The sequence below is a fragment of the Pseudomonas lini genome, from assembly GCF_964063345.1.
GTDB classification, from domain to species: Bacteria; Pseudomonadota; Gammaproteobacteria; order Pseudomonadales; family Pseudomonadaceae; genus Aquipseudomonas; species Aquipseudomonas lini_B.
In genome coordinates, this window is the sequence record NZ_OZ061318.1 from 4,205,028 (window position 1) to 4,223,139 (window position 18,112).

Genomic DNA, 18,112 nt, shown 5'->3' on the forward strand with positions numbered 1-18,112 from the left:
TGAGTTCAAACCAATACGGGCAGCAAACCGATAGCCCACACAGTCACTGGTCAGAGCCCGACGGTAGGGGCCGTGGGTCTGGCAGTAAATGCGCTGAGTCCTAAAGACTCGTAGGAAAAGGCAACGCGTCCTAAGTCCTGCTGTACGAGACAGCGGATTTGGATGTAGGCAAATTCCTAGGTTCTCGGAAGAAAAAAGCAGCGGCGACGCTGAAAACGTCGCCGCTGCCTTTTCTTATTTGCTGACGCTGACGCCGTAGAAGGAGTTCAAGCCAAACGGGCTGATCTTGAAGTCCTGCACGTTGTCGCGCATGGGTTGGAACACCGTCGAGTGAGCGATAGGTGTCATTGGAACGGCGTCTTTGAGGACGTGTTGCGCCTGCTTGTACAGTTCGGTGCGCTTGGCCTGATCGGTAGTGCGCTTGGCTTCCTTGACGATGCCGTCGAATTTCTTGTCGCACCACTTGGAGAAGTTGTTGCCCTGCAGCGAGTCGCAGCCGAACAGCACGTTCAGCCAGTTGTCCGGGTCACCGTTGTCGCCGCTCCAGCCAATCAGCATCGCGCCGTTTTCGCCGCCTTTGGAGCGCTTGATGTACTCGCCCCACTCGTAGGTCACGATCTTGGCTTTGATACCGATCTTGGCCCAGTCAGACTGCAGCATTTCTGCCATCAGCTTGGCGTTCGGGTTGTATGGACGCTGAACCGGCATCGCCCACAGGTTGATCTCGGTGCCTTCCTTGATGCCGGCTTCCTTGAGCAGCGCTTTAGCTTTCTCAGGGTTGTACGGCGCATCCTTGATGGTGGTGTCGTAAGACCATTGGGTCGGTGGCATGGCGTTGACGGCCAGTTGGCCTGCACCCTGATAAACCGAATCGATGATTTGTTGCTTGTTGACGGCCATGTCCAGTGCCTGACGCACTTTCAACTGAGCCATCGGGTTCGGCTGATCGCTGCCCTTGATCTTGTCCATCACGTTGTAGGCGATGTAACCCAGGTTGAAACCAGCCTGGTCAGGCACCTTCAGGGTCTTGTCTTCCTTCAGCGCCTTCAAGTCGGCTGGACGTGGGAACAGGGTGATCTGGCACTCGTTCTTCTTCAGCTTCTGAATACGCACCGACGGGTCGGTGGTGATGGCGAAGATCAAGTTGTCGATCTTCACGTCATCAGGCTTCCAGTAGTCCTTGTTCCCGGTGTAGCGGATGTTGGAGTCTTTCTGGTAGCTCTTGAATACGAAAGGGCCAGTACCGACCGGCTTCTGGTTGATGTCGGCGGCTTTGCCTTCCTTGAGCAGCTGGGCAGCGTACTCGGCGGACTGGACCGAGGCAAAACTCATGGCCATGTTCTGAATGAACGCGGCATCAACTTCTTTGAGGGTGAACTTGACGGTTTTGTCGTCGACTTTATCGATCTTGGTGATGTTGGTATCCATCCCCATGTCGGTGAAGTACGGGAATTCAGTCGGATACGCTTTGCGGAACGGGTCATCCTTGTTAATCATGCGATTAAAGGTGAACAGCACGTCGTCGGCGTTGAACTCACGAGTTGGCTTGAAGTACGGGGTGGTGTGGAACTTGACGCCTTCACGCAGGTGGAAGGTGTAAGTCAGGCCGTCATCGGAAATGTCCCACTTGGTCGCCAGGCCAGGAATAACGGCGGTACCGCCGCGCTCGAACTGGGTCAGGCGGTTGAACATGGTTTCTGCAGAGGCGTCGAAGTCGGTTCCGGTGGTGTACTGACCAGGATCAAAACCGGCCGGGCTCCCTTCGGAGCAAAACACCAGGTTAGTCGCAGCGACGGCGAAAGGTGCGCTGGCTAATAAGCTTGCGCCGACTAAAAACGGAATGACCGCGTGTTTAAGCATGGTGGCCTCATGATTGTTGTCATTTTTGGAATTAGAGGACGACCTCGTGAGTCGACCTGCGGATACTTATGCAGGGGCCATACCCAATGCAAGATCCTGAATGGCCACAAACCTTAAACAGTGGCACGAACGTACCTTAATGTCGCATATGTATAAATACTGAAGTATTTGACCATTTGCGCAGGTTTTTTACGGTGCAAATCGCGCACCGATAAGGGGCAACCGGGGCGTCTCGCGCACCCGGTTGGAGCCTGGTGTTACTTATTTATACCCACTCCATAGAAGGGAGTGAGGCCGAACGGGCTGATCTTGAAGTCGGTCACTTCCTTGCGCAGTGGCTGGAACACCGTCGAATTCGCAATCGGTGTAATTGGCACCTGTTGCTTAAGGATTTGCTGTGCCTGTTGGTACAGATTGACCCGCTGCTGTTTGTCCGTGGACACCTTCGCTTGCTGCACCAGCTTGTCGTAGACCGGGTCGCACCACTTGGCGTAGTTGCTGCCTTTTACTGCGGCGCAGCTGTAGAGCACGCCAAGCCAGTTGTCCGGGTCACCGTTGTCGCCGGTCCAACCGTAGATCATGGCGTCGTGTTCGCCATTCTTGGCGCGCTTGATGTATTCGCCCCATTCGTAGCTGACGATATTGGCCTTGATGCCGACTTTCTCCCAATCCTGCTGGATCATCTGCGCCGACATTCGCGCGTTGGGGTTGGAGGCGCGCTGCACTGTCATGGCCCACAAATCGATGGTGGTACCGGGCGCAACCCCTGCTTCTTTCAGTAGCGCGCGGGCTTTGGTCGGGTCGTGCGGTGCGTCCTTGATACTCGGGTCATAGGACCATTGCGCCGGCGGCAAAGCGTTCTGCGCCAGTTGCCCGGCACTCTGGTAGACAGCCTTGATGATCGCCGGTTTGTCGATGGCCATGTCCAGGGCCTGACGGACCTTGAGCTGGTCCAGCGGCGGGTGAGTCACGTTGTAGGCGAGGAACCCGAGGTTGAAACCTGCTTGTTTGAGTACCTGCAGATTCGGGTCTTTCTCCATCACTTCGATGTCCGCCGGACGCGGGTAGCCGCTGACCTGGCACTCGCCGGCCTTGAGTTTCTGCAAGCGCACGGCGGCGTCCGGGGTAATCGAGAAAATCAGGTTATCGAGTTTCACGTCCTCGGGTTTCCAGTAAGCCTTGTTGGCGGCGTAGCGGATCTGCGAGTCCTTTTGATAGCGCTTGAACACGAATGGGCCGGTGCCGACCGGTTTCTGGTTGAGGTCGGCGGCTTTACCTTCTTTCAACAGTTGCGCGGCGTATTCGGCGGATTGCACCGAGGCGAAACTCATGGCGAGGTTTTGCACGAACGCGGCGTCGATGTTGTTCAGGCTGAAGCGCACGGTGTGGTCGTCGAGCTTGTCGATGCTTTTGATCGTCGTGTTCAGGCCCATGTCGGTGAAGTACGGTGACTCGGCGGGATAAGCCTTGCGGAAAGTATTCTCCGGGTCGAGCAGGCGCTGGAAGGTGAACAACACGTCATCGGCGTTGAAGTCGCGGGTCGGGGTGAAGTAGTCGGTGGTGTGGAATTTCACGCCGTCGCGCAGGTGGAAGGTGTAGCTGAGACCGTCCTTGGACACTTCCCAGCTAGTGGCCAGGCCGGGTTCGATTTCGGTGCCACCGCGTTTGAATTGGGTGAGGCGGTTGAAGACGGTTTCGGCGGAGGCGTCGAAGTCGGTGCCGCTGGTGTATTGGCTGGGGTCGAAGCCGGCGGGGCTGGCTTCGGAGCAATAGACCAGGGTGGTGGCGGCTTGGGCGAGTGGTGCGGTGGTGGCGATTGTTGCGAGGGTAAGGGCGAGTAGAAGTGGTTTGACGGTGGTTCTTTCCATGGAGTCCCCGAGGGCTTGGCGGCGGTGTTTTCCTGAGGGTAGCGTTGTTGGTGGGATCGGCGGAAATATCGTTTTTTGAGGGGGACCCCTCTGTTGTGGCATACACCCCGGATCATTCGGAATCTCGGCGATCTTTTGATCTTGGCGGCCTGACAGCCGACCAATTCATTGCAGACATACACCGCTCCACTGTGGGAGCGGGCTTGCCCGCGATGGCGGCCTTACAGGCAACGATGTTTATTGATTGGTAAAAACATCAGAACCTTCCCACATGTTTTTCAGGTTGTGCGTCGGAAGCGGGCTCCCTAGTCTTTGGTTGTCGCTGCAAAACCAGCGAGCAGGTGTGGAAACCTGAACCTTAAGTAGTTGCATTGCATCACCACCGTAATCGTTGCCGATGTCTTCTTTCGTCTGCAAACTGCGTTATGGCGGCTGTGCGTGGGCAGACTTCGGTCTGGCCGGGTGCCTACTTACCGGTTTTCCACCCCGCGTACAGCTGCCACCTCTTTGTCGTGTGGAAACGACAAGCGGATGGCTCCCACTCAATAAGTAGGAGTTTTTATGGATAAGTTAATCCCCGACCCACCCTTCAACACCACCACACCCAACGCCGAAGCTTCGCGCACCGAAGAGCTACTCAAAGACCGCGAAGCCATAAAACGCGCCCTCGACTACTACCTCGATCCGCCCAAACCTTACGCCGCAAAACCACGCCGCCCCAGCACGATGTTCCTGGTTTCCCCGGACAGCGACACTGAAAGTCTTCTGGTTCAAGCTTGCGAGTCATTGGCCTCGGCCAGTGTCCTGGCCAGTGATTTCGCCACAAACCTGATCGGCCCGCAGCGCAATACAGTATTGGCGATTCAACAGATCATCATGTTGGCGGAATTGGCGGTGAATCGGGCGCTGGATAATGTCGACCCGCAGTCTTAATCCTGAATCACCGCGTCATCGTTCATCGCAGGCAAGCCAGCTCCCACAGGCTCTGCATAGATCTTGAAATGGCGCATGACCTTGTGGGAGCTGGCTTGCCTGCGATGGCGGCCGTGCTTTCACCACAGGACTGACTAACCAGATTCTTCCGGCACAAAAAAACGGCGATCACAGTGATCGGCGTTTTTTTGTACAGACTTATCGAATCACTACATCAACACTTCAATCGCCCCATCCGCCGTCATGCTGACCTGGCTGGTACCCGCTTCAACCTCGGGCGTCACCGGCGCAGAATCCATGCCCGCCGCTTTCATCATCATCGGCCCACGCATGTACGGTTGTGGATAACCGTTGCTGTTGAGGTTCAGGTTGACGATTTTGTAGCTTTTGCCGCCCAGGGCGTCGGTGGCCAGTTGGGCGCGGGACTTGAAGGCGGTCACGGCTTCTTTGAGCAGGGCGTCTTCGCTGGCCTTGCGGGTAGGGGTGGCAATGGCGAAGTCCATGCCGCCCATTTTCAGGTCGGTGAGCAGTTCGCCGGTGAGTTTGGAGAGGGCGGCGAAGTCCGAGCTTTCCAGGCGCAGTTCGGCGCGTTCACGCCAGCCGGTGATTTTCTGGCCTTTGGTGTCGTAGATCGGGTAGCTGTTGCGGCTGCCCTGGCGCAGGGTGATGTCTTTGACTTCTTTAGCCTGGGCCAGTGCTTTGTTCATGGTGGTGCTGACGTCGGCGGCGAGTTTGGCCGGGTCGGTGTTTTGCTCTTCGGTGTAGAGGGTCACGATCATCAGGTCGCGGGCCACTTCCTGGCTGACTTCGGCGCGCAGGGAGATCTGGTTGTAATGCAGTTCGTCGACGGCCAGGGCCGGGAGGCTGACGACGGTGCCAACGCTTAAGGCAAGAAGGGCGGCGCTGCGGCGCAATGTGTGCATGAAAAGCTCCTTGGACGGTGCGCAGGGGTTGAGGTCCGAACCTGCGTGAAACCATCAGACTCTAGCTTCAATGGTCCGGTTCGCACAGTTACAACTTCTATACAGTCTCAAGTGATGCCAGGGCTTTTGTGGCGAGGGAGCTTGCTCCCGCTCGGCTGCGAAGCAGTCGCAAAATCGGTATGCACAGTTTGTCAGTTTCATCCGGTCAAATGGTTGTGGCCTGCTTCGCAGTCCAGCGGGAGCAAGCTCCCTCGCCACAGGGGAACTCACCGCTGAAGGTAAATTCACGCGCAGTAACTGTGGTCGTTTGCCGCACTTTCGCCTCTCAAGCCCGTGGCTTGGTTATACTCCGTGCGATCCGCCTGGAGCGCTCATCAGGAGAGCTCATGCTCGCCCCCGTTCAAATCACTTCCGCCACTCGCCAGAACCTCTGGCGGCTCACGTTCATCCGCACGTTGGTGCTGGCCGCTCAGGCCGGTTCCGTAGGCCTGGCCTACTGGTTCGACCTGCTGCCGTTACCCTGGCTGCAATTGGCGATCACCCTCGGTTTTTCCATGGTGCTCTGCGCGCTGACCGCAATTCGTCTGCGCACGTCGTGGCCGGTGACCGAGCTCGAATACGCTGTGCAACTGGCCTGCGACCTGTTTATCCACAGTGCTTTGCTGTACTTCTCCGGCGGCTCGACCAACCCGTTCGTCTCTTATTACCTGGTGCCGCTGACCATTGCCGCCGTGACGCTGCCGTGGCGCTATTCGGTAATTCTGTCGGGTATCGCGTTGGCGCTTTATACGTTGCTGCTGGCGCGATTTTACCCGCTGGAAACGTTCCCGATCGCACGGGAGAATTTGCAGATTTACGGCATGTGGCTGAGCTTCGCCCTGGCCGCAGCGGTCATCACGTTCTTCGCTGCCCGCATGGCCGAAGAGCTGCGTCGCCAGGAAGAACTGCGTGCCATTCGTCGCGAAGAAGGCCTGCGCGATCAGCAATTGCTGGCCGTTGCGACCCAGGCTGCCGGCGCCGCCCATGAATTGGGCACGCCGCTGGCGACCATGAGCGTGTTGCTCAAGGAAATGCGTCAGGACCACCCCGACCCGTTGTTGCAGGACGATTTGAGCGTGCTGCAAGATCAGGTCAAACTCTGCAAAGAGACCTTGCAACAGTTGGTTCGGGCAGCGGAAGCCAATCGTCGTCTGGCGGTGGAGATGCAGGACGTCACTGACTGGCTCGACGAAGCCCTGAACCGCTGGCACCTGATGCGCCCGGAAGCCAGTTATCGCTTCCAGCGCCTGGGCCAGGGGACCGTGCCGCGCATGGCGCCACCGCCAGACCTGACCCAGGCCCTGCTGAATTTGCTGAACAACGCCGCCGATGCGTGCCCCGAAGGCTTGCAAGTGACCCTGGACTGGAATGCCGAGGACTTGACCATCAGCATTCGCGACCACGGTGCCGGTGTGCCATTGGCCATTGCCGAGCAGATTGGCAAACCGTTTTTTACCACCAAGGGCAAAGGTTTCGGCCTGGGCCTGTTTTTGAGCAAGGCCAGCGTGACACGCGCCGGCGGCTCAGTGAAACTCTACAGTCATGAGGAAGGTGGCACGCTTACCGAGCTGCGCCTGCCCCGTGTCGCCCGAGGAGACGAACATGAGTGACGAGATCCAAGTCGAAGGCGAAGAACTGCCGCATTTGCTGCTGGTAGACGACGACGCAACCTTCACCCGCGTGATGGCCCGCGCCATGGCCCGCCGTGGTTTTCGCGTCAGCACAGCAGGTTCCGCCGAAGAAGGCCTGACCATCGCCCAGGCCGACATTCCGGATTACGCCGCCCTTGATCTGAAAATGGACGGCGACTCGGGCCTGGTGTTGCTGCCCAAACTGCTCGAACTCGATCCGGAAATGCGCGTGGTGATCCTCACCGGTTACTCGAGCATTGCCACCGCCGTCGAGGCGATCAAGCGTGGCGCCTGCAATTACCTGTGCAAACCGGCGGACGCCGATGACGTGCTGGCCGCGTTGCTCTCTGAGCACGCCGACCTCGACACGCTGGTGCCGGAAAACCCGATGTCCGTGGACCGTCTACAGTGGGAACACATCCAGCGCGTACTGACCGAGCACGAAGGCAACATCTCCGCTACTGCCCGCGCCTTGGGCATGCACCGTCGCACGCTGCAGCGCAAACTGCAGAAGCGTCCGGTCCGTCGCTGAACTGGCGCTGAACAATTGTTGTCACACCTCGTTACAAGCCGGGTCGATCATTTATGATCGGCTCGTGTGTGTTCTTTTCTTTATCGAGCCTTATCCATGAATCAGAACGCTGAATATTCCGCGGTCAACGATGCTGTGCGCGGGCAGTTTTTTCGCAAAGTCTGGGCGATGACCACGCCTTACTGGCGCAGCGAAGAGAAGGGCAAGGCCTGGACGTTACTGATCGCAGTAATCGCGCTGTCATTGTTCAGCGTGGCGATTTCAGTGTGGCTCAACAGTTGGTACAAGGACTTCTACAACGCCTTGCAGAAGAAGGACGAAGCGGCGTTCTGGCAGTTGATTCTGTATTTCTGCGGCATCGCGGCGGTGGCGATCCTTGGCGCAGTGTATCGTCTGTACCTGACCCAGATGCTGACCATACGCTGGCGGGCGTGGCTTACCGAAAAGCACTTCGCCCGTTGGCTCGGGCAAAAAAATTACTATCAGTTGGAGCAGGGCGGTTACACCGATAACCCGGACCAGCGGATTTCCGAAGACCTCAACACGTTTACCACTACGACCCTGAGCCTCAGTATCGGGCTGATCCGCACCGTGGTGAGCCTGGTGTCGTTCTCGATCATTTTGTGGGGCGTCTCGGGCAGCATCGAGGTGCTCGGTTTCACCATTCCCGGTTACATGTTCTGGTGCGCGCTGGTGTATGCGATGGTCGGCAGTTGGCTGACGCACCTGATCGGCAAACGGTTGATCGGCCTGAACAACAACCAGCAGCGCTTTGAGGCCGACCTGCGTTTCTCCATGGTGCGGGTGCGCGAAAACGCCGAAAGCATCGCGTTGTACAACGGCGAGCCGAACGAAAACCGACGTTTGAGCAACCGCTTCGGGCTGGTCTGGCACAACTTCTGGGACATCATGCGCGTGTCCAAACGCTTGACTTTCTTCACCTCGGGGTATGGCCAGATCGCGATCATTTTCCCGTTCATCGTTGCGGCGCCGCGTTACTTCACCGGCAAGATCGAACTCGGTGAGCTGATGCAAATCAACTCGGCCTTTGGCAACGTGCAGGAGAACTTCAGCTGGTTCATCAACGCGTATACGGATCTGGCGGCATGGCGCGCCACGAGTGATCGTCTGCTGAGTTTCCGCCAGGCCATGACCGACAACGAAGAACGCGCACCGGCCATCGACGTGCAGAATCAGGGATCGGCGTTGAAGGTGCATAACCTTGGCCTCGACCTCGCTGACGGTCGTCACCTGCTGACCAACGCCGACATGACCGTGGAGGAGGGCGAGCGCGTCATGCTCAGCGGTCGTTCCGGCAGCGGCAAATCGACTTTGCTGCGGGCGATGGGGCACCTTTGGCCGGCCGGCCACGGCAGCATCCGTCTGCCGACGGGGCGTTATCTGTTCCTGCCGCAAAAACCCTATCTGCCGATTGGCACCCTGCGCGAGACGCTGAGTTATCCACAGCCTGGCGACACCTACCCGCATGAGCGCTACGTCCATGTGCTGGAAACCTGCCGCTTGCCGCACCTGGTTTCGCGTCTGGATGAAGCCAATCACTGGCAGCGCATGCTCTCACCGGGTGAGCAACAACGTCTGGCCTTCGCCCGTGCGCTGCTTTATGCACCCCAATGGCTGTACATGGACGAAGCCACTTCGGCGATGGATGAAGAGGATGAAGCGTCGCTGTATCAGGCGTTGATCGATGAATTGCCGGGGCTGAGCATCGTCAGCGTCGGGCATCGCAGTAGCCTGAAGCGTTTCCATCCACGGCATGTGCGCATCGAGAATGGCCACTTGGTGGACCAAACCGTGACCGCATAAACACCACTTGACCTGTGGGAGCGGGCTTGCCCGCGATGGCCTCGACGCGGTTCACCTGCAGAATCGCGTTATCGTTCTTCGCGGGCAAGCCTCGCTCCTACAGAGGGAGTGGTGGTGATCGTACAACCGCGTTGAGCTATGATGCGGATTCAGCCGAATTTTCGAGACAGACGTTCACCATGGAAAACCCGATCGACGCACCTCGCCTCCCTCGCAAGCGCCGCAGCCTCGCTCAGGAACTGGTGACGGTGCTGTCCGAGCAGATCCGCGACGGTCATCTCAAACGTGGCGATAAATTGCCCACCGAGTCGGCGATCATGGACGCCCATGGCGTCAGCCGCACTGTGGTGCGCGAAGCGATCTCCCGTTTGCAGGCCGCAGGCCAGGTTGAAACCCGTCACGGCATCGGCACCTTCGTGCTCGACACGCCGAGCCCGAGCGGTTTCCGTATCGATCCGGCCACCGTGGTGACCTTGCGCGACGTATTGGCGATTCTGGAATTGCGCATCAGCCTGGAAGTGGAATCCGCCGGTCTTGCCGCGCAACGCCGCAGTCCTGAGCAGTTGGCGTTGATGCGAGCGGCGCTGGATGCGCTGAATGAAAGCGCTTCCCACGCCAGCGATGCGGTGGCTTCGGACTTCCAGTTCCACCTGCAAATTGCCCTGGCCACCGGCAACCGCTACTTCACCGACATCATGACCCACCTGGGTACCAGCATCATTCCGCGCACGCGCCTCAACTCTGCGCGCCTGGCCCACGACGACCAGCAGCACTACATGAGTCGACTGAGTCGCGAGCATGAAGAGATTTATGACGCCATTGCCCGCCAGGATTCCGATGCGGCGCGGGCGGCGATGCGGTTGCACCTGACGAATAGCCGTGAGCGGTTGCGCCAGGCCCATGAAGAGGCGCAGGCACAGCGGGGCTGAGCGTCGCCAGAAAGGACGCCATCGCGGGCAAGCCCGGCTCCCACAGGTTTTGTGTCGATCACAATAGTGTGAACACACACAAAACCTGTGGGAGCCGGGCTTGCCCGCGATGGGGTCAGTAGCCATCAATTAATCTTTCAGATTGTCTTCAAAATTCCCCGATCCACCCTCACCGCCAACTCAGCAGCCCCAGGTTTGGCATCGAAAACCGCATGCCCGCGCTCATCCACAAGCGCCCGGGCAATCGGCAAGCCTTTCGACAGCAACTCCAGCGGCGCACCTTTCATCGATTGGCCCGAAGCCAGTTCCAGTTTCAATTTGATAGTCATCAGTGATCTCCTTATCAGGCATTGGCCGCTGAATTCAGCACGCCGGTTGGTTGGTAGTCCTTGAGCAGCAGATAAGTGCTCCAGCCCCACCAGTCGTCAATGGTGGCGGTGTCGTTGAGGTTGTTGACGTCCTTGCGCCGCAACACCTTGCTGCCCTCAACCTTGAACAGTGGCGAGAAATTGCCTGCCGGGTTCAGTACTGCTTGCAGGTCGGGCAGTCTTTTCAACGCAGCAAAACTGCCGGCTGATGGAGCCGTGCCGCTGAGGTACGCCGCGAACACTTCATCCGCCGACACCTGAACCGCTTGATTCACTTGGGCGCGATTGGCGCTGTCGATAGCGTCGAAGTAGCGCTTGTCGCCGTAGGCGTGCCAGCGTTCGCCGTTGCCGTTGCTCACATTGAGGCCGAACTTGCTGTCTTCATCGTGCATGAAACGGGTAATCAACGAACCGAGATCACTGGGCGTGACCACCGCCGCCAACTGTTTGCGTGGCACTCGTAAATGGCCGGCGGAATACAGGTCGGTCAGGTAGTGATCGGCAAAAGCGTTCATCGCATAGGCCAGCTCCAACTGCTTTTCATCGCCGCTGTTGTGGGCCAGCACCGCTTGTTGCAGCGCGGCGGCGTGGCCGGCGATGTAGGCCAGAAGTGCCCATTCGGCAAAGTGGTCGGCATTGTTGGCGGCCAGCTTCAGATAACGCCCCAAAGGGAACAGCGCCGAGACGAAACTGCCGCCGCCAGTGATCTTGTTCCACTCTTCCGACAACGTATCACCGAGGGCGTCATAAGCTTCGTGAGGTTGTTTACCGTCCCTGATCGCTTGATTGATGGCGGCGATTTCCTTCTGCATGACGCCGAGGATCAACTTCGCCTCGGCGTTTGAGGCCGGCAGTACCGCCAGGGAGTTGAAGGCGTTGGTAAAGCGCTGGATTCGGTCCGCTGCTGTTGAGCCTTCGCAGATCGGTTGGTCGGGAATTCCATAAAAATCACCCCCCAGCGCAATCACTTGTCCATAGGTCAATGCCAGGCCATTGGGCAGGTGCAACTCCACCTGCGAGGCCGGTATGGCAGGTGCATCCTTGACGAAGCGCAGCAGGGTGCTGTCGCCGATCGCGGTATGTTCTGCACCCTCAAACCTCAACTGGGGCGCGCCTTTCAGCGATTTTTCGGCAGCGGGCCTCGGCGTTGATGTTTGAGGCCGTGATGGCTGCCGGCGGTGAGTTTAAGCGTGTCGACATCGCCAGAAAGGGCGATGCCGTGCTCGGTAAAAAGATCATCCAGATCGGCAATGACCTGTTTCAGGTTTTCCTTCGGTTTTGCGTGTAGACCTGACATTTCTAGCTCCTTGATATGTCGTAGGTAGAATCAAATTTAACTGTATGCATATACAGCTGTTTGGATCGTAGATGAGATCTTTCCTACGTCAAGGAATTACCTTTTCCGACGCAATTTTTGAGTGCAGCGATGAAATGCAGTTGACGGCTGTATTTTAAGTTGTACGATGACCTACAACTTCGGCGAAGGCTGAACGGTTTTCTCACACAACGTTGCTTCCAGGGTGTTCGAATAATGAATCCACAAGAACTGAAGTCCATCCTCTCTTCCGGCCTGCTGTCGTTCCCGGTCACCGACTTCAATGCTCAGGGCGATTTCCATCGCGCGGGCTACATCAAACGTCTCGAATGGCTGGCCCCATACGGCGCCTCGGCATTGTTCGCCGCCGGCGGCACCGGTGAGTTCTTCTCTCTGGCGGCCAGCGAATATTCGGAAATCATCAAGACTGCCGTCGACACCTGCGCTACCAGCGTGCCGATCCTGGCCGGTGTCGGTGGCGCAACTCGTCAAGCCATCGAATACGCTCAAGAAGCCGAGCGTTTGGGCGCCAAAGGCCTGTTGCTGCTGCCGCACTACCTGACCGAAGCCAGCCAGGACGGTGTTGCCGACCACGTTGAAGCGGTATGCAAATCGGTAAAAATCGGCGTGGTGGTTTACAACCGCAACGTCTGCCGCCTGACCGCTCCTTTGCTGGAACGTCTGGCTGAGCGCTGCCCGAACCTGATCGGTTACAAGGATGGCCTGGGCGATATCGAGCTGATGGTGTCGATCCGTCGCCGCCTCGGTGATCGCTTCAGCTACCTGGGCGGTTTGCCGACCGCTGAAGTCTACGCCGCGGCTTACAAGGCGCTGGGCGTGCCGGTGTACTCCTCGGCGGTGTTCAACTTCATTCCGAAAACCGCGATGGATTTCTACCACGCGATCGCTCGCGAAGATCACGCCACCGTCGGCAAGATCATCGACGACTTCTTCCTGCCGTACCTGGACATCCGTAACCGCAAGGCCGGTTACGCCGTGAGCATCGTCAAGGCCGGGGCAAAAATTGCCGGTTATGACGCAGGCCCTGTGCGTGCACCGCTGACCGATCTGACGGGCGAAGAGTACGAAATGCTCGCCGCGCTGATCGACAAGCAAGGTGCTCAGTAACACCCCACAAAACCAGGGCCGCTGAGCAATCAGCGGCTTTTTGCGTGAGGACTTCTTTTAAAGGAGCAGCCCGTGGCTGATTCAAAGCGTTTCAATAACTACATCAACGGCGAATGGGTGGCGGGCAGTGATTACTGCGCCAACATCAACCCGTCCGAGCTGACCGATACCATCGGCGATTACGCCAAGGCTGATCTGGCTCAGGTCCACGCCGCCATCGACGCCGCTCGCGCCGCGCTCCCGGCCTGGTCCACTTCGGGCATTCAGGCACGTCACGATTCACTGGATAAAGTCGGTACTGAAATCCTCGCCCGTCGCGAAGAACTCGGCACCTTGCTGGCCCGGGAAGAGGGCAAGACCCTGCCCGAAGCCATCGGCGAAGTGACTCGCGCCGGCAACATCTTCAAGTTCTTCGCCGGTGAGTGCCTGCGCCTGTCCGGCGACTATTTGCCGTCGGTGCGTCCGGGCGTCAACGTTGAAGTGACCCGCGAAGCGCTCGGGGTGGTCGGCCTGATCACCCCGTGGAACTTCCCGATCGCGATCCCGGCGTGGAAAATCGCTCCGGCTCTGGCTTACGGCAACTGCGTCGTCCTGAAACCTGCTGATCTGGTGCCGGGCTGTGCCTGGGCGCTGGCGGAAATCATCTCCCGCGCAGGCTTCCCGGCCGGCGTGTTCAACCTGGTGATGGGCAGCGGTCGCGTGGTTGGCGATGCGCTGGTGCAGAGCCCGAAAGTTGATGGCATCAGCTTCACCGGTTCCGTGGGCGTGGGTCGCCAGATCGCTGTTAGCTGCGTGTCGCGTCAGGCCAAGGTTCAGCTGGAAATGGGCGGCAAGAACCCGCAGATCATTCTGGATGACGCCGACCTCAAGCAAGCGGTCGAGCTGTCGGTACAGAGCGCTTTCTACTCCACCGGCCAGCGTTGCACCGCGTCGAGCCGCTTCATCGTTACTGCCGGGATTCACGACAAATTCGTCGAAGCCATGGCCGAGCGCATGAAGTCGATCAAGGTCGGCCACGCGCTGAAAACCGGCACTGATATCGGTCCGGTCGTCTCGCAGGCTCAGCTTGAACAAGACATGAAGTACATCGACATCGGCCAGTCCGAAGGTGCGCGTCTGGTCAGCGGCGGTGGTCTGGTGACGTGCGACACCGAAGGCTACTTCCTCGCCCCAACGCTGTTTGCCGACAGCGACGCTGCGATGCGTATCAGTCGCGAAGAGATCTTCGGCCCGGTGGCCAACATCGTTCGCGTCGCCGATTACGAGGCGGCGCTGGCCATGGCCAACGACACCGAATTCGGTCTGTCGGCGGGCATCGCTACCACGTCGCTGAAGTATGCCAACCACTTCAAGCGCCACTCCCAGGCCGGGATGGTGATGGTCAACCTGCCGACCGCCGGCGTGGATTACCACGTTCCGTTTGGTGGGCGTAAAGGTTCATCCTATGGATCACGTGAGCAAGGTCGCTATGCGCAAGAGTTTTACACGGTCGTGAAGACCAGCTACATCGGTTCGTAATGCAACACCTGTAGGCACCGGCTTGTGTGGGAGCTGGCTTGCCTGCGATAGCATCACCGCGGTGTGACTGACATACCGAGGTGCCTGCATCGCGGGCAAGCCCGGCTCCCACATAAAGCGGTTCCCGCATAACAACATGATCACCCGCGCATAAAAATAATCAGTGGGAGTACCTCTACAATGCAATCGACCAAGCCGACTCACGTCCGCTATTTGATCCTGCTCATGCTGTTCCTGGTGACCACGATCAACTACGCCGACCGGGCCACCATCGCAATCGCCGGCTCCAGCCTGCAAAAAGACCTCGGCATCGACGCGGTCACCCTCGGTTATATCTTCTCCGCATTCGGTTGGGCCTATGTGGCCGGGCAAATTCCCGGTGGCTGGCTGCTGGACCGTTTCGGTTCGAAAAAAGTCTATGCGCTAAGTATCTTCACCTGGTCGCTGTTCACCGTGCTGCAGGGCTATGTTGGTGAGTTCGGCATGTCCACGGCGGTGGTTGCGCTGTTCATGCTGCGCTTTTTGGTGGGCCTGGCCGAAGCGCCATCCTTCCCCGGCAACGCACGCATCGTGGCGGCCTGGTTTCCGACCGCTGAACGCGGGACAGCGTCTGCGATCTTCAACTCTGCGCAATATTTCGCCACCGTGTTGTTCGCACCGCTGATGGGCTGGATCGTTTATTCCTTTGGCTGGCAGCATGTGTTCATCGTCATGGGCGTAATCGGCATCATCTTCTCGGGGATCTGGCTGAAGGTTATCCACAGCCCGCGCCAACACCCGATGATCAACGACGCCGAGTTCAAGCACATCGCCGACAACGGCGGCATGGTCGACATGGACTCGGACAAAGGCAAAGGCAAAAAGGGCGACGGTCCGAAGTGGGATTACATCCGCCAACTGCTCACCAACCGCATGATGCTCGGCGTGTATCTGGGCCAGTACTGCATCAACGGCATCACTTACTTCTTCCTCACCTGGTTCCCGGTGTACCTGGTGCAGGAGCGCGGCATGACCATCCTCAAGGCTGGTTTCATTGCCTCGTTGCCGGCGATCTGCGGGTTTATCGGTGGTGTGCTTGGCGGGGTGATTTCCGATTACCTGCTGCGTAAAGGCCATTCGCTGACCTTCGCCCGCAAGGCGCCGATCATCGCTGGCTTGCTGGTTTCCAGTAGCATCGTGGCTTGCAACTATGTAGACGTTGAATGGATGGTCGTTGGCTTCATGGCCTTGGCATTCTTCGGCAAAGGCGTCGGTGCGTTGGGCTGGGCGGTGGTGTCCGATACTTCGCCGAAACAGATCGCCGGTCTCAGCGGTGGCTTGTTCAACACCTTCGGCAACATCGCGTCGATCACCACGCCGATCGTTATCGGTTACATCATCAGCTCCACCGGCTCGTTTAAATGGGCGCTGGTGTTCGTCGGTTGCAACGCGCTGGTGGCAGTATTCAGCTATCTGGTGATCGTTGGCCCGATCAAGCGTGTAGTGCTCAAAGAGCCGCCAGTCAGCGGTCCTGAAACCAACAATAAGTTATCTGAAGCGCATTCCTGAGGAGCGGCGTCATGCAGTTGATTGAACATTCCGACTCGCCGCGCTACATCCGCCTGCACGAGCGGGACAATGTGGTGATCGTGGTCAACGATCAGGGCGTTCCGGCCGGCACTGAATTCCCCGATGGCCTGGTCACCGTGGATTTCGTGCCGCAGAGCCACAAGGTCACGCTCGAGGATATTCCCGAAGGCGGCCAGGTGATTCGTTACGGCCAGACGATTGGCTACGCATTGCAGCCGATTCCTCGCGGCAGCTGGGTCAAGGAAGATCAACTGCGCATGCCGACCGCGCCACCGCTGGACAGCCTGCCGCTGTCCACCGAAGTGCCGGCCGCGCAGGCACCGCTGGAAGGCTTCACCTTTGAGGGTTATCGCAACGCCGACGGCACCGTCGGCACGCGCAACATTCTGGGTATCACCACCACCGTGCAATGCGTCACTGGGGTGTTGGATCACGCGGTGAAGCGCATCAAGGACGAGTTGCTGCCCAAGTATCCGCACGTCGATGACGTGGTGGCGCTGACCCACAGTTACGGCTGCGGCGTGGCGATCACCGCCACCGACGCGTACATCCCGATTCGTACCGTGCGCAACTTGGCACGCAATCCGAACCTGGGTGGCGAAGCGCTGGTGATCAGCCTGGGCTGCGAGAAATTGCAGGCCGGGCAGGTGATGCACGAGAACGACAGTTCGGTGGATTTGAGCGATCCGTGGTTGTACCGCTTGCAGGATTCCAGTCACGGTTTTACCGAGATGATCGAGCAGATCATGGCGCTGGCCGAGACTCGTTTGAAGAAGCTCGATCTGCGTCGCCGGGAAACCGTGCCGGCGTCCGAACTGATCCTCGGCATGCAGTGCGGCGGCAGCGATGCGTTCTCTGGCATCACTGCCAACCCGGCGCTCGGCTATGCCTCGGACCTGTTGTTGCGGGCGGGGGCGACGGTGATGTTTTCCGAAGTCACCGAAGTGCGTGATGCGATCTACCTGCTGACGTCCCGCGCCGAAACCGAGGAAGTGGCTCAGGAACTGGTGCGGGAAATGGACTGGTACGACCGTTACCTGGCCAAGGGCGAAGCGGATCGTAGTGCCAACACCACGCCGGGGAACAAGAAGGGCGGGTTGTCGAACATTGTCGAGAAGTCCTTGGGATCGATCGTCAAATCCGGCAGCAGCGCGATCAATGGGGTGCTCGGTCCTGGTGAGCGCTTCAAGCGCAAAGGTCTGATTTTCTGCGCGACCCCGGCCAGTGATTTTGTCTGCGGGACGTTGCAGTTGGCGGCGGGGATGAACCTGCATGTGTTCACCACCGGGCGGGGTACGCCTTATGGGTTGGCGATGGCACCGGTGGTGAAGGTGTCGACCCGCACAGAGCTGGCGCAACGCTGGCCGGATTTGATCGATATCGATGCCGGGCGGATTGCCACCGGGCGGGCGTCGATTGAGGACCTTGGCTGGGAGTTGTTCCACTACTACCTGGACGTGGCCAGCGGCAAGAAACAGACGTGGGCGGAGCAGCACAAGCTGCATAACGACATTACCTTGTTCAACCCTGCGCCGATCACGTAGACCGCGTCATCGTTCATCGCGGGCAAGCCCGCTCCCACAGGGATCTTCGGTGTTCACCAAATTTGATTAACAACACTGAAACCTGTGGGAGCGGGCTTGCCCGCGATGGCGATCTACCAGACGGCAGGGGA

At 58.6% G+C, this 18,112-nt stretch carries 15 protein-coding genes; 9 read left to right on the forward strand and 6 right to left on the reverse strand.

The genetic code is table 11. From position 1 onward, the window contains the following. Positions 1–234: 234 nt before the first annotated feature. Together AB3226_RS18895 and AB3226_RS18900 are read right to left on the reverse strand one after the other, a co-directional pair. Entirely contained in the window at positions 235–1,860 is a 1,626-nt protein-coding gene (locus tag AB3226_RS18895; protein ID WP_052965609.1) for an ABC transporter substrate-binding protein, read from the reverse strand. 257 nt (positions 1,861–2,117) lie between these two features. Continuing rightward, positions 2,118–3,728 carry an ABC transporter substrate-binding protein gene (locus AB3226_RS18900; protein ID WP_367374157.1) on the reverse strand — a complete coding sequence of 537 codons (1,611 nt, stop codon included), beginning with the start codon at positions 3,726–3,728 and terminating at the stop codon, positions 2,118–2,120. Between the two features lie 561 nt (positions 3,729–4,289). Here AB3226_RS18900 and AB3226_RS18905 point away from each other — a divergent pair. After that, a complete protein-coding gene (locus AB3226_RS18905; protein WP_367374158.1) occupies positions 4,290–4,661 on the forward strand; it encodes a DUF6124 family protein in 372 nt (123 codons plus the stop codon). 209 nt (positions 4,662–4,870) lie between these two features. On the opposite strand, the gene AB3226_RS18910 is transcribed toward AB3226_RS18905, so the two are convergent. Beyond that, a complete protein-coding gene (locus AB3226_RS18910; protein WP_367374159.1) occupies positions 4,871–5,584 on the reverse strand; it encodes an SIMPL domain-containing protein in 714 nt (237 codons plus the stop codon). Positions 5,585–5,970: 386 nt separating this feature from the next. On the opposite strand from AB3226_RS18910, the gene AB3226_RS18915 reads away from it, so the two are divergent. From AB3226_RS18915 to AB3226_RS18930, 4 genes are all read left to right on the forward strand, one after another. Next, complete coding sequence (locus AB3226_RS18915) at positions 5,971–7,233, forward strand: ATP-binding protein (protein ID WP_007901384.1); 1,263 nt, start codon at positions 5,971–5,973, stop codon at positions 7,231–7,233. Continuing rightward, positions 7,226–7,786, forward strand: coding sequence for a response regulator transcription factor (locus tag AB3226_RS18920; RefSeq protein ID WP_007901386.1), 561 nt, complete (start codon positions 7,226–7,228; stop codon positions 7,784–7,786). Before AB3226_RS18915 ends, AB3226_RS18920 begins: the two co-directional genes overlap by 8 nt. 96 nt (positions 7,787–7,882) lie before the next feature. After that, a complete protein-coding gene (locus AB3226_RS18925) occupies positions 7,883–9,610 on the forward strand; it encodes an ABC transporter ATP-binding protein/permease (protein ID WP_367374160.1) in 1,728 nt (575 codons plus the stop codon). Positions 9,611–9,789: 179 nt separating this feature from the next. Further along, entirely contained in the window at positions 9,790–10,539 is a 750-nt protein-coding gene (locus AB3226_RS18930) for a FadR/GntR family transcriptional regulator (RefSeq protein ID WP_050681317.1), read from the forward strand. Between the two features lie 137 nt (positions 10,540–10,676). On the opposite strand, the gene AB3226_RS18935 is transcribed toward AB3226_RS18930, so the two are convergent. From AB3226_RS18935 to AB3226_RS18945, 3 genes are read right to left on the reverse strand one after another with little or no spacing between them, the layout of a single operon-like run. Next, complete coding sequence (locus tag AB3226_RS18935) at positions 10,677–10,868, reverse strand: hypothetical protein (protein ID WP_367374161.1); 192 nt, start codon at positions 10,866–10,868, stop codon at positions 10,677–10,679. Between the two features lie 14 nt (positions 10,869–10,882). Next, positions 10,883–12,010 carry a phospholipase gene (locus tag AB3226_RS18940; RefSeq protein WP_367374162.1) on the reverse strand — a complete coding sequence of 376 codons (1,128 nt, stop codon included), beginning with the start codon at positions 12,008–12,010 and terminating at the stop codon, positions 10,883–10,885. A 14-nt stretch (positions 12,011–12,024) separates the two neighbouring features. Next, the gene (locus tag AB3226_RS18945) at positions 12,025–12,204 is read right to left on the reverse strand and encodes a hypothetical protein (RefSeq protein WP_367374163.1); all 180 of its coding nucleotides are present in this window, start codon (positions 12,202–12,204) and stop codon (positions 12,025–12,027) included. Positions 12,205–12,438: 234 nt separating this feature from the next. Here AB3226_RS18945 and kdgD point away from each other — a divergent pair, with 234 nt between their 5' ends. The 4 genes from kdgD (at position 12,439) to garD (ending at position 17,981) form a co-directional block, all read left to right on the forward strand. Further along, positions 12,439–13,350 carry a 5-dehydro-4-deoxyglucarate dehydratase gene (gene kdgD / locus AB3226_RS18950; protein ID WP_123498947.1) on the forward strand — a complete coding sequence of 304 codons (912 nt, stop codon included), beginning with the start codon at positions 12,439–12,441 and terminating at the stop codon, positions 13,348–13,350. A gap of 72 nt (positions 13,351–13,422) precedes the next feature. Continuing rightward, the gene (locus tag AB3226_RS18955) at positions 13,423–14,868 is read left to right on the forward strand and encodes an aldehyde dehydrogenase family protein (protein ID WP_367374164.1); all 1,446 of its coding nucleotides are present in this window, start codon (positions 13,423–13,425) and stop codon (positions 14,866–14,868) included. A 180-nt stretch (positions 14,869–15,048) separates the two neighbouring features. Further along, positions 15,049–16,416: an MFS transporter gene (locus AB3226_RS18960; RefSeq protein ID WP_123355908.1), complete on the forward strand. Its 1,368-nt coding sequence runs from the start codon at positions 15,049–15,051 to the stop codon at positions 16,414–16,416. A gap of 11 nt (positions 16,417–16,427) precedes the next feature. Beyond that, a complete protein-coding gene (gene garD / locus AB3226_RS18965; protein WP_367374165.1) occupies positions 16,428–17,981 on the forward strand; it encodes a galactarate dehydratase in 1,554 nt (517 codons plus the stop codon). Positions 17,982–18,112: the final 131 nt, after the last annotated feature.

Coding starts and splice junctions, on each gene's coding strand:
- kdgD (WP_123498947.1), top strand. CDS start 12,439: ATGAATCCACAAGAACTGAAGTCCATCCTCTCTTCCGGCCTGCTGTCG.
- AB3226_RS18900 (WP_367374157.1), bottom strand. CDS start 3,728: ATGGAAAGAACCACCGTCAAACCACTTCTACTCGCCCTTACCCTCGCA.
- AB3226_RS18930 (WP_050681317.1), top strand. CDS start 9,790: ATGGAAAACCCGATCGACGCACCTCGCCTCCCTCGCAAGCGCCGCAGC.
- AB3226_RS18935 (WP_367374161.1), bottom strand. CDS start 10,868: ATGACTATCAAATTGAAACTGGAACTGGCTTCGGGCCAATCGATGAAA.
- AB3226_RS18915 (WP_007901384.1), top strand. CDS start 5,971: ATGCTCGCCCCCGTTCAAATCACTTCCGCCACTCGCCAGAACCTCTGG.
- AB3226_RS18920 (WP_007901386.1), top strand. CDS start 7,226: ATGAGTGACGAGATCCAAGTCGAAGGCGAAGAACTGCCGCATTTGCTG.
- garD (WP_367374165.1), top strand. CDS start 16,428: ATGCAGTTGATTGAACATTCCGACTCGCCGCGCTACATCCGCCTGCAC.
- AB3226_RS18895 (WP_052965609.1), bottom strand. CDS start 1,860: ATGCTTAAACACGCGGTCATTCCGTTTTTAGTCGGCGCAAGCTTATTA.
- AB3226_RS18945 (WP_367374163.1), bottom strand. CDS start 12,204: ATGTCAGGTCTACACGCAAAACCGAAGGAAAACCTGAAACAGGTCATT.
- AB3226_RS18925 (WP_367374160.1), top strand. CDS start 7,883: ATGAATCAGAACGCTGAATATTCCGCGGTCAACGATGCTGTGCGCGGG.
- AB3226_RS18910 (WP_367374159.1), bottom strand. CDS start 5,584: ATGCACACATTGCGCCGCAGCGCCGCCCTTCTTGCCTTAAGCGTTGGC.
- AB3226_RS18960 (WP_123355908.1), top strand. CDS start 15,049: ATGCAATCGACCAAGCCGACTCACGTCCGCTATTTGATCCTGCTCATG.
- AB3226_RS18905 (WP_367374158.1), top strand. CDS start 4,290: ATGGATAAGTTAATCCCCGACCCACCCTTCAACACCACCACACCCAAC.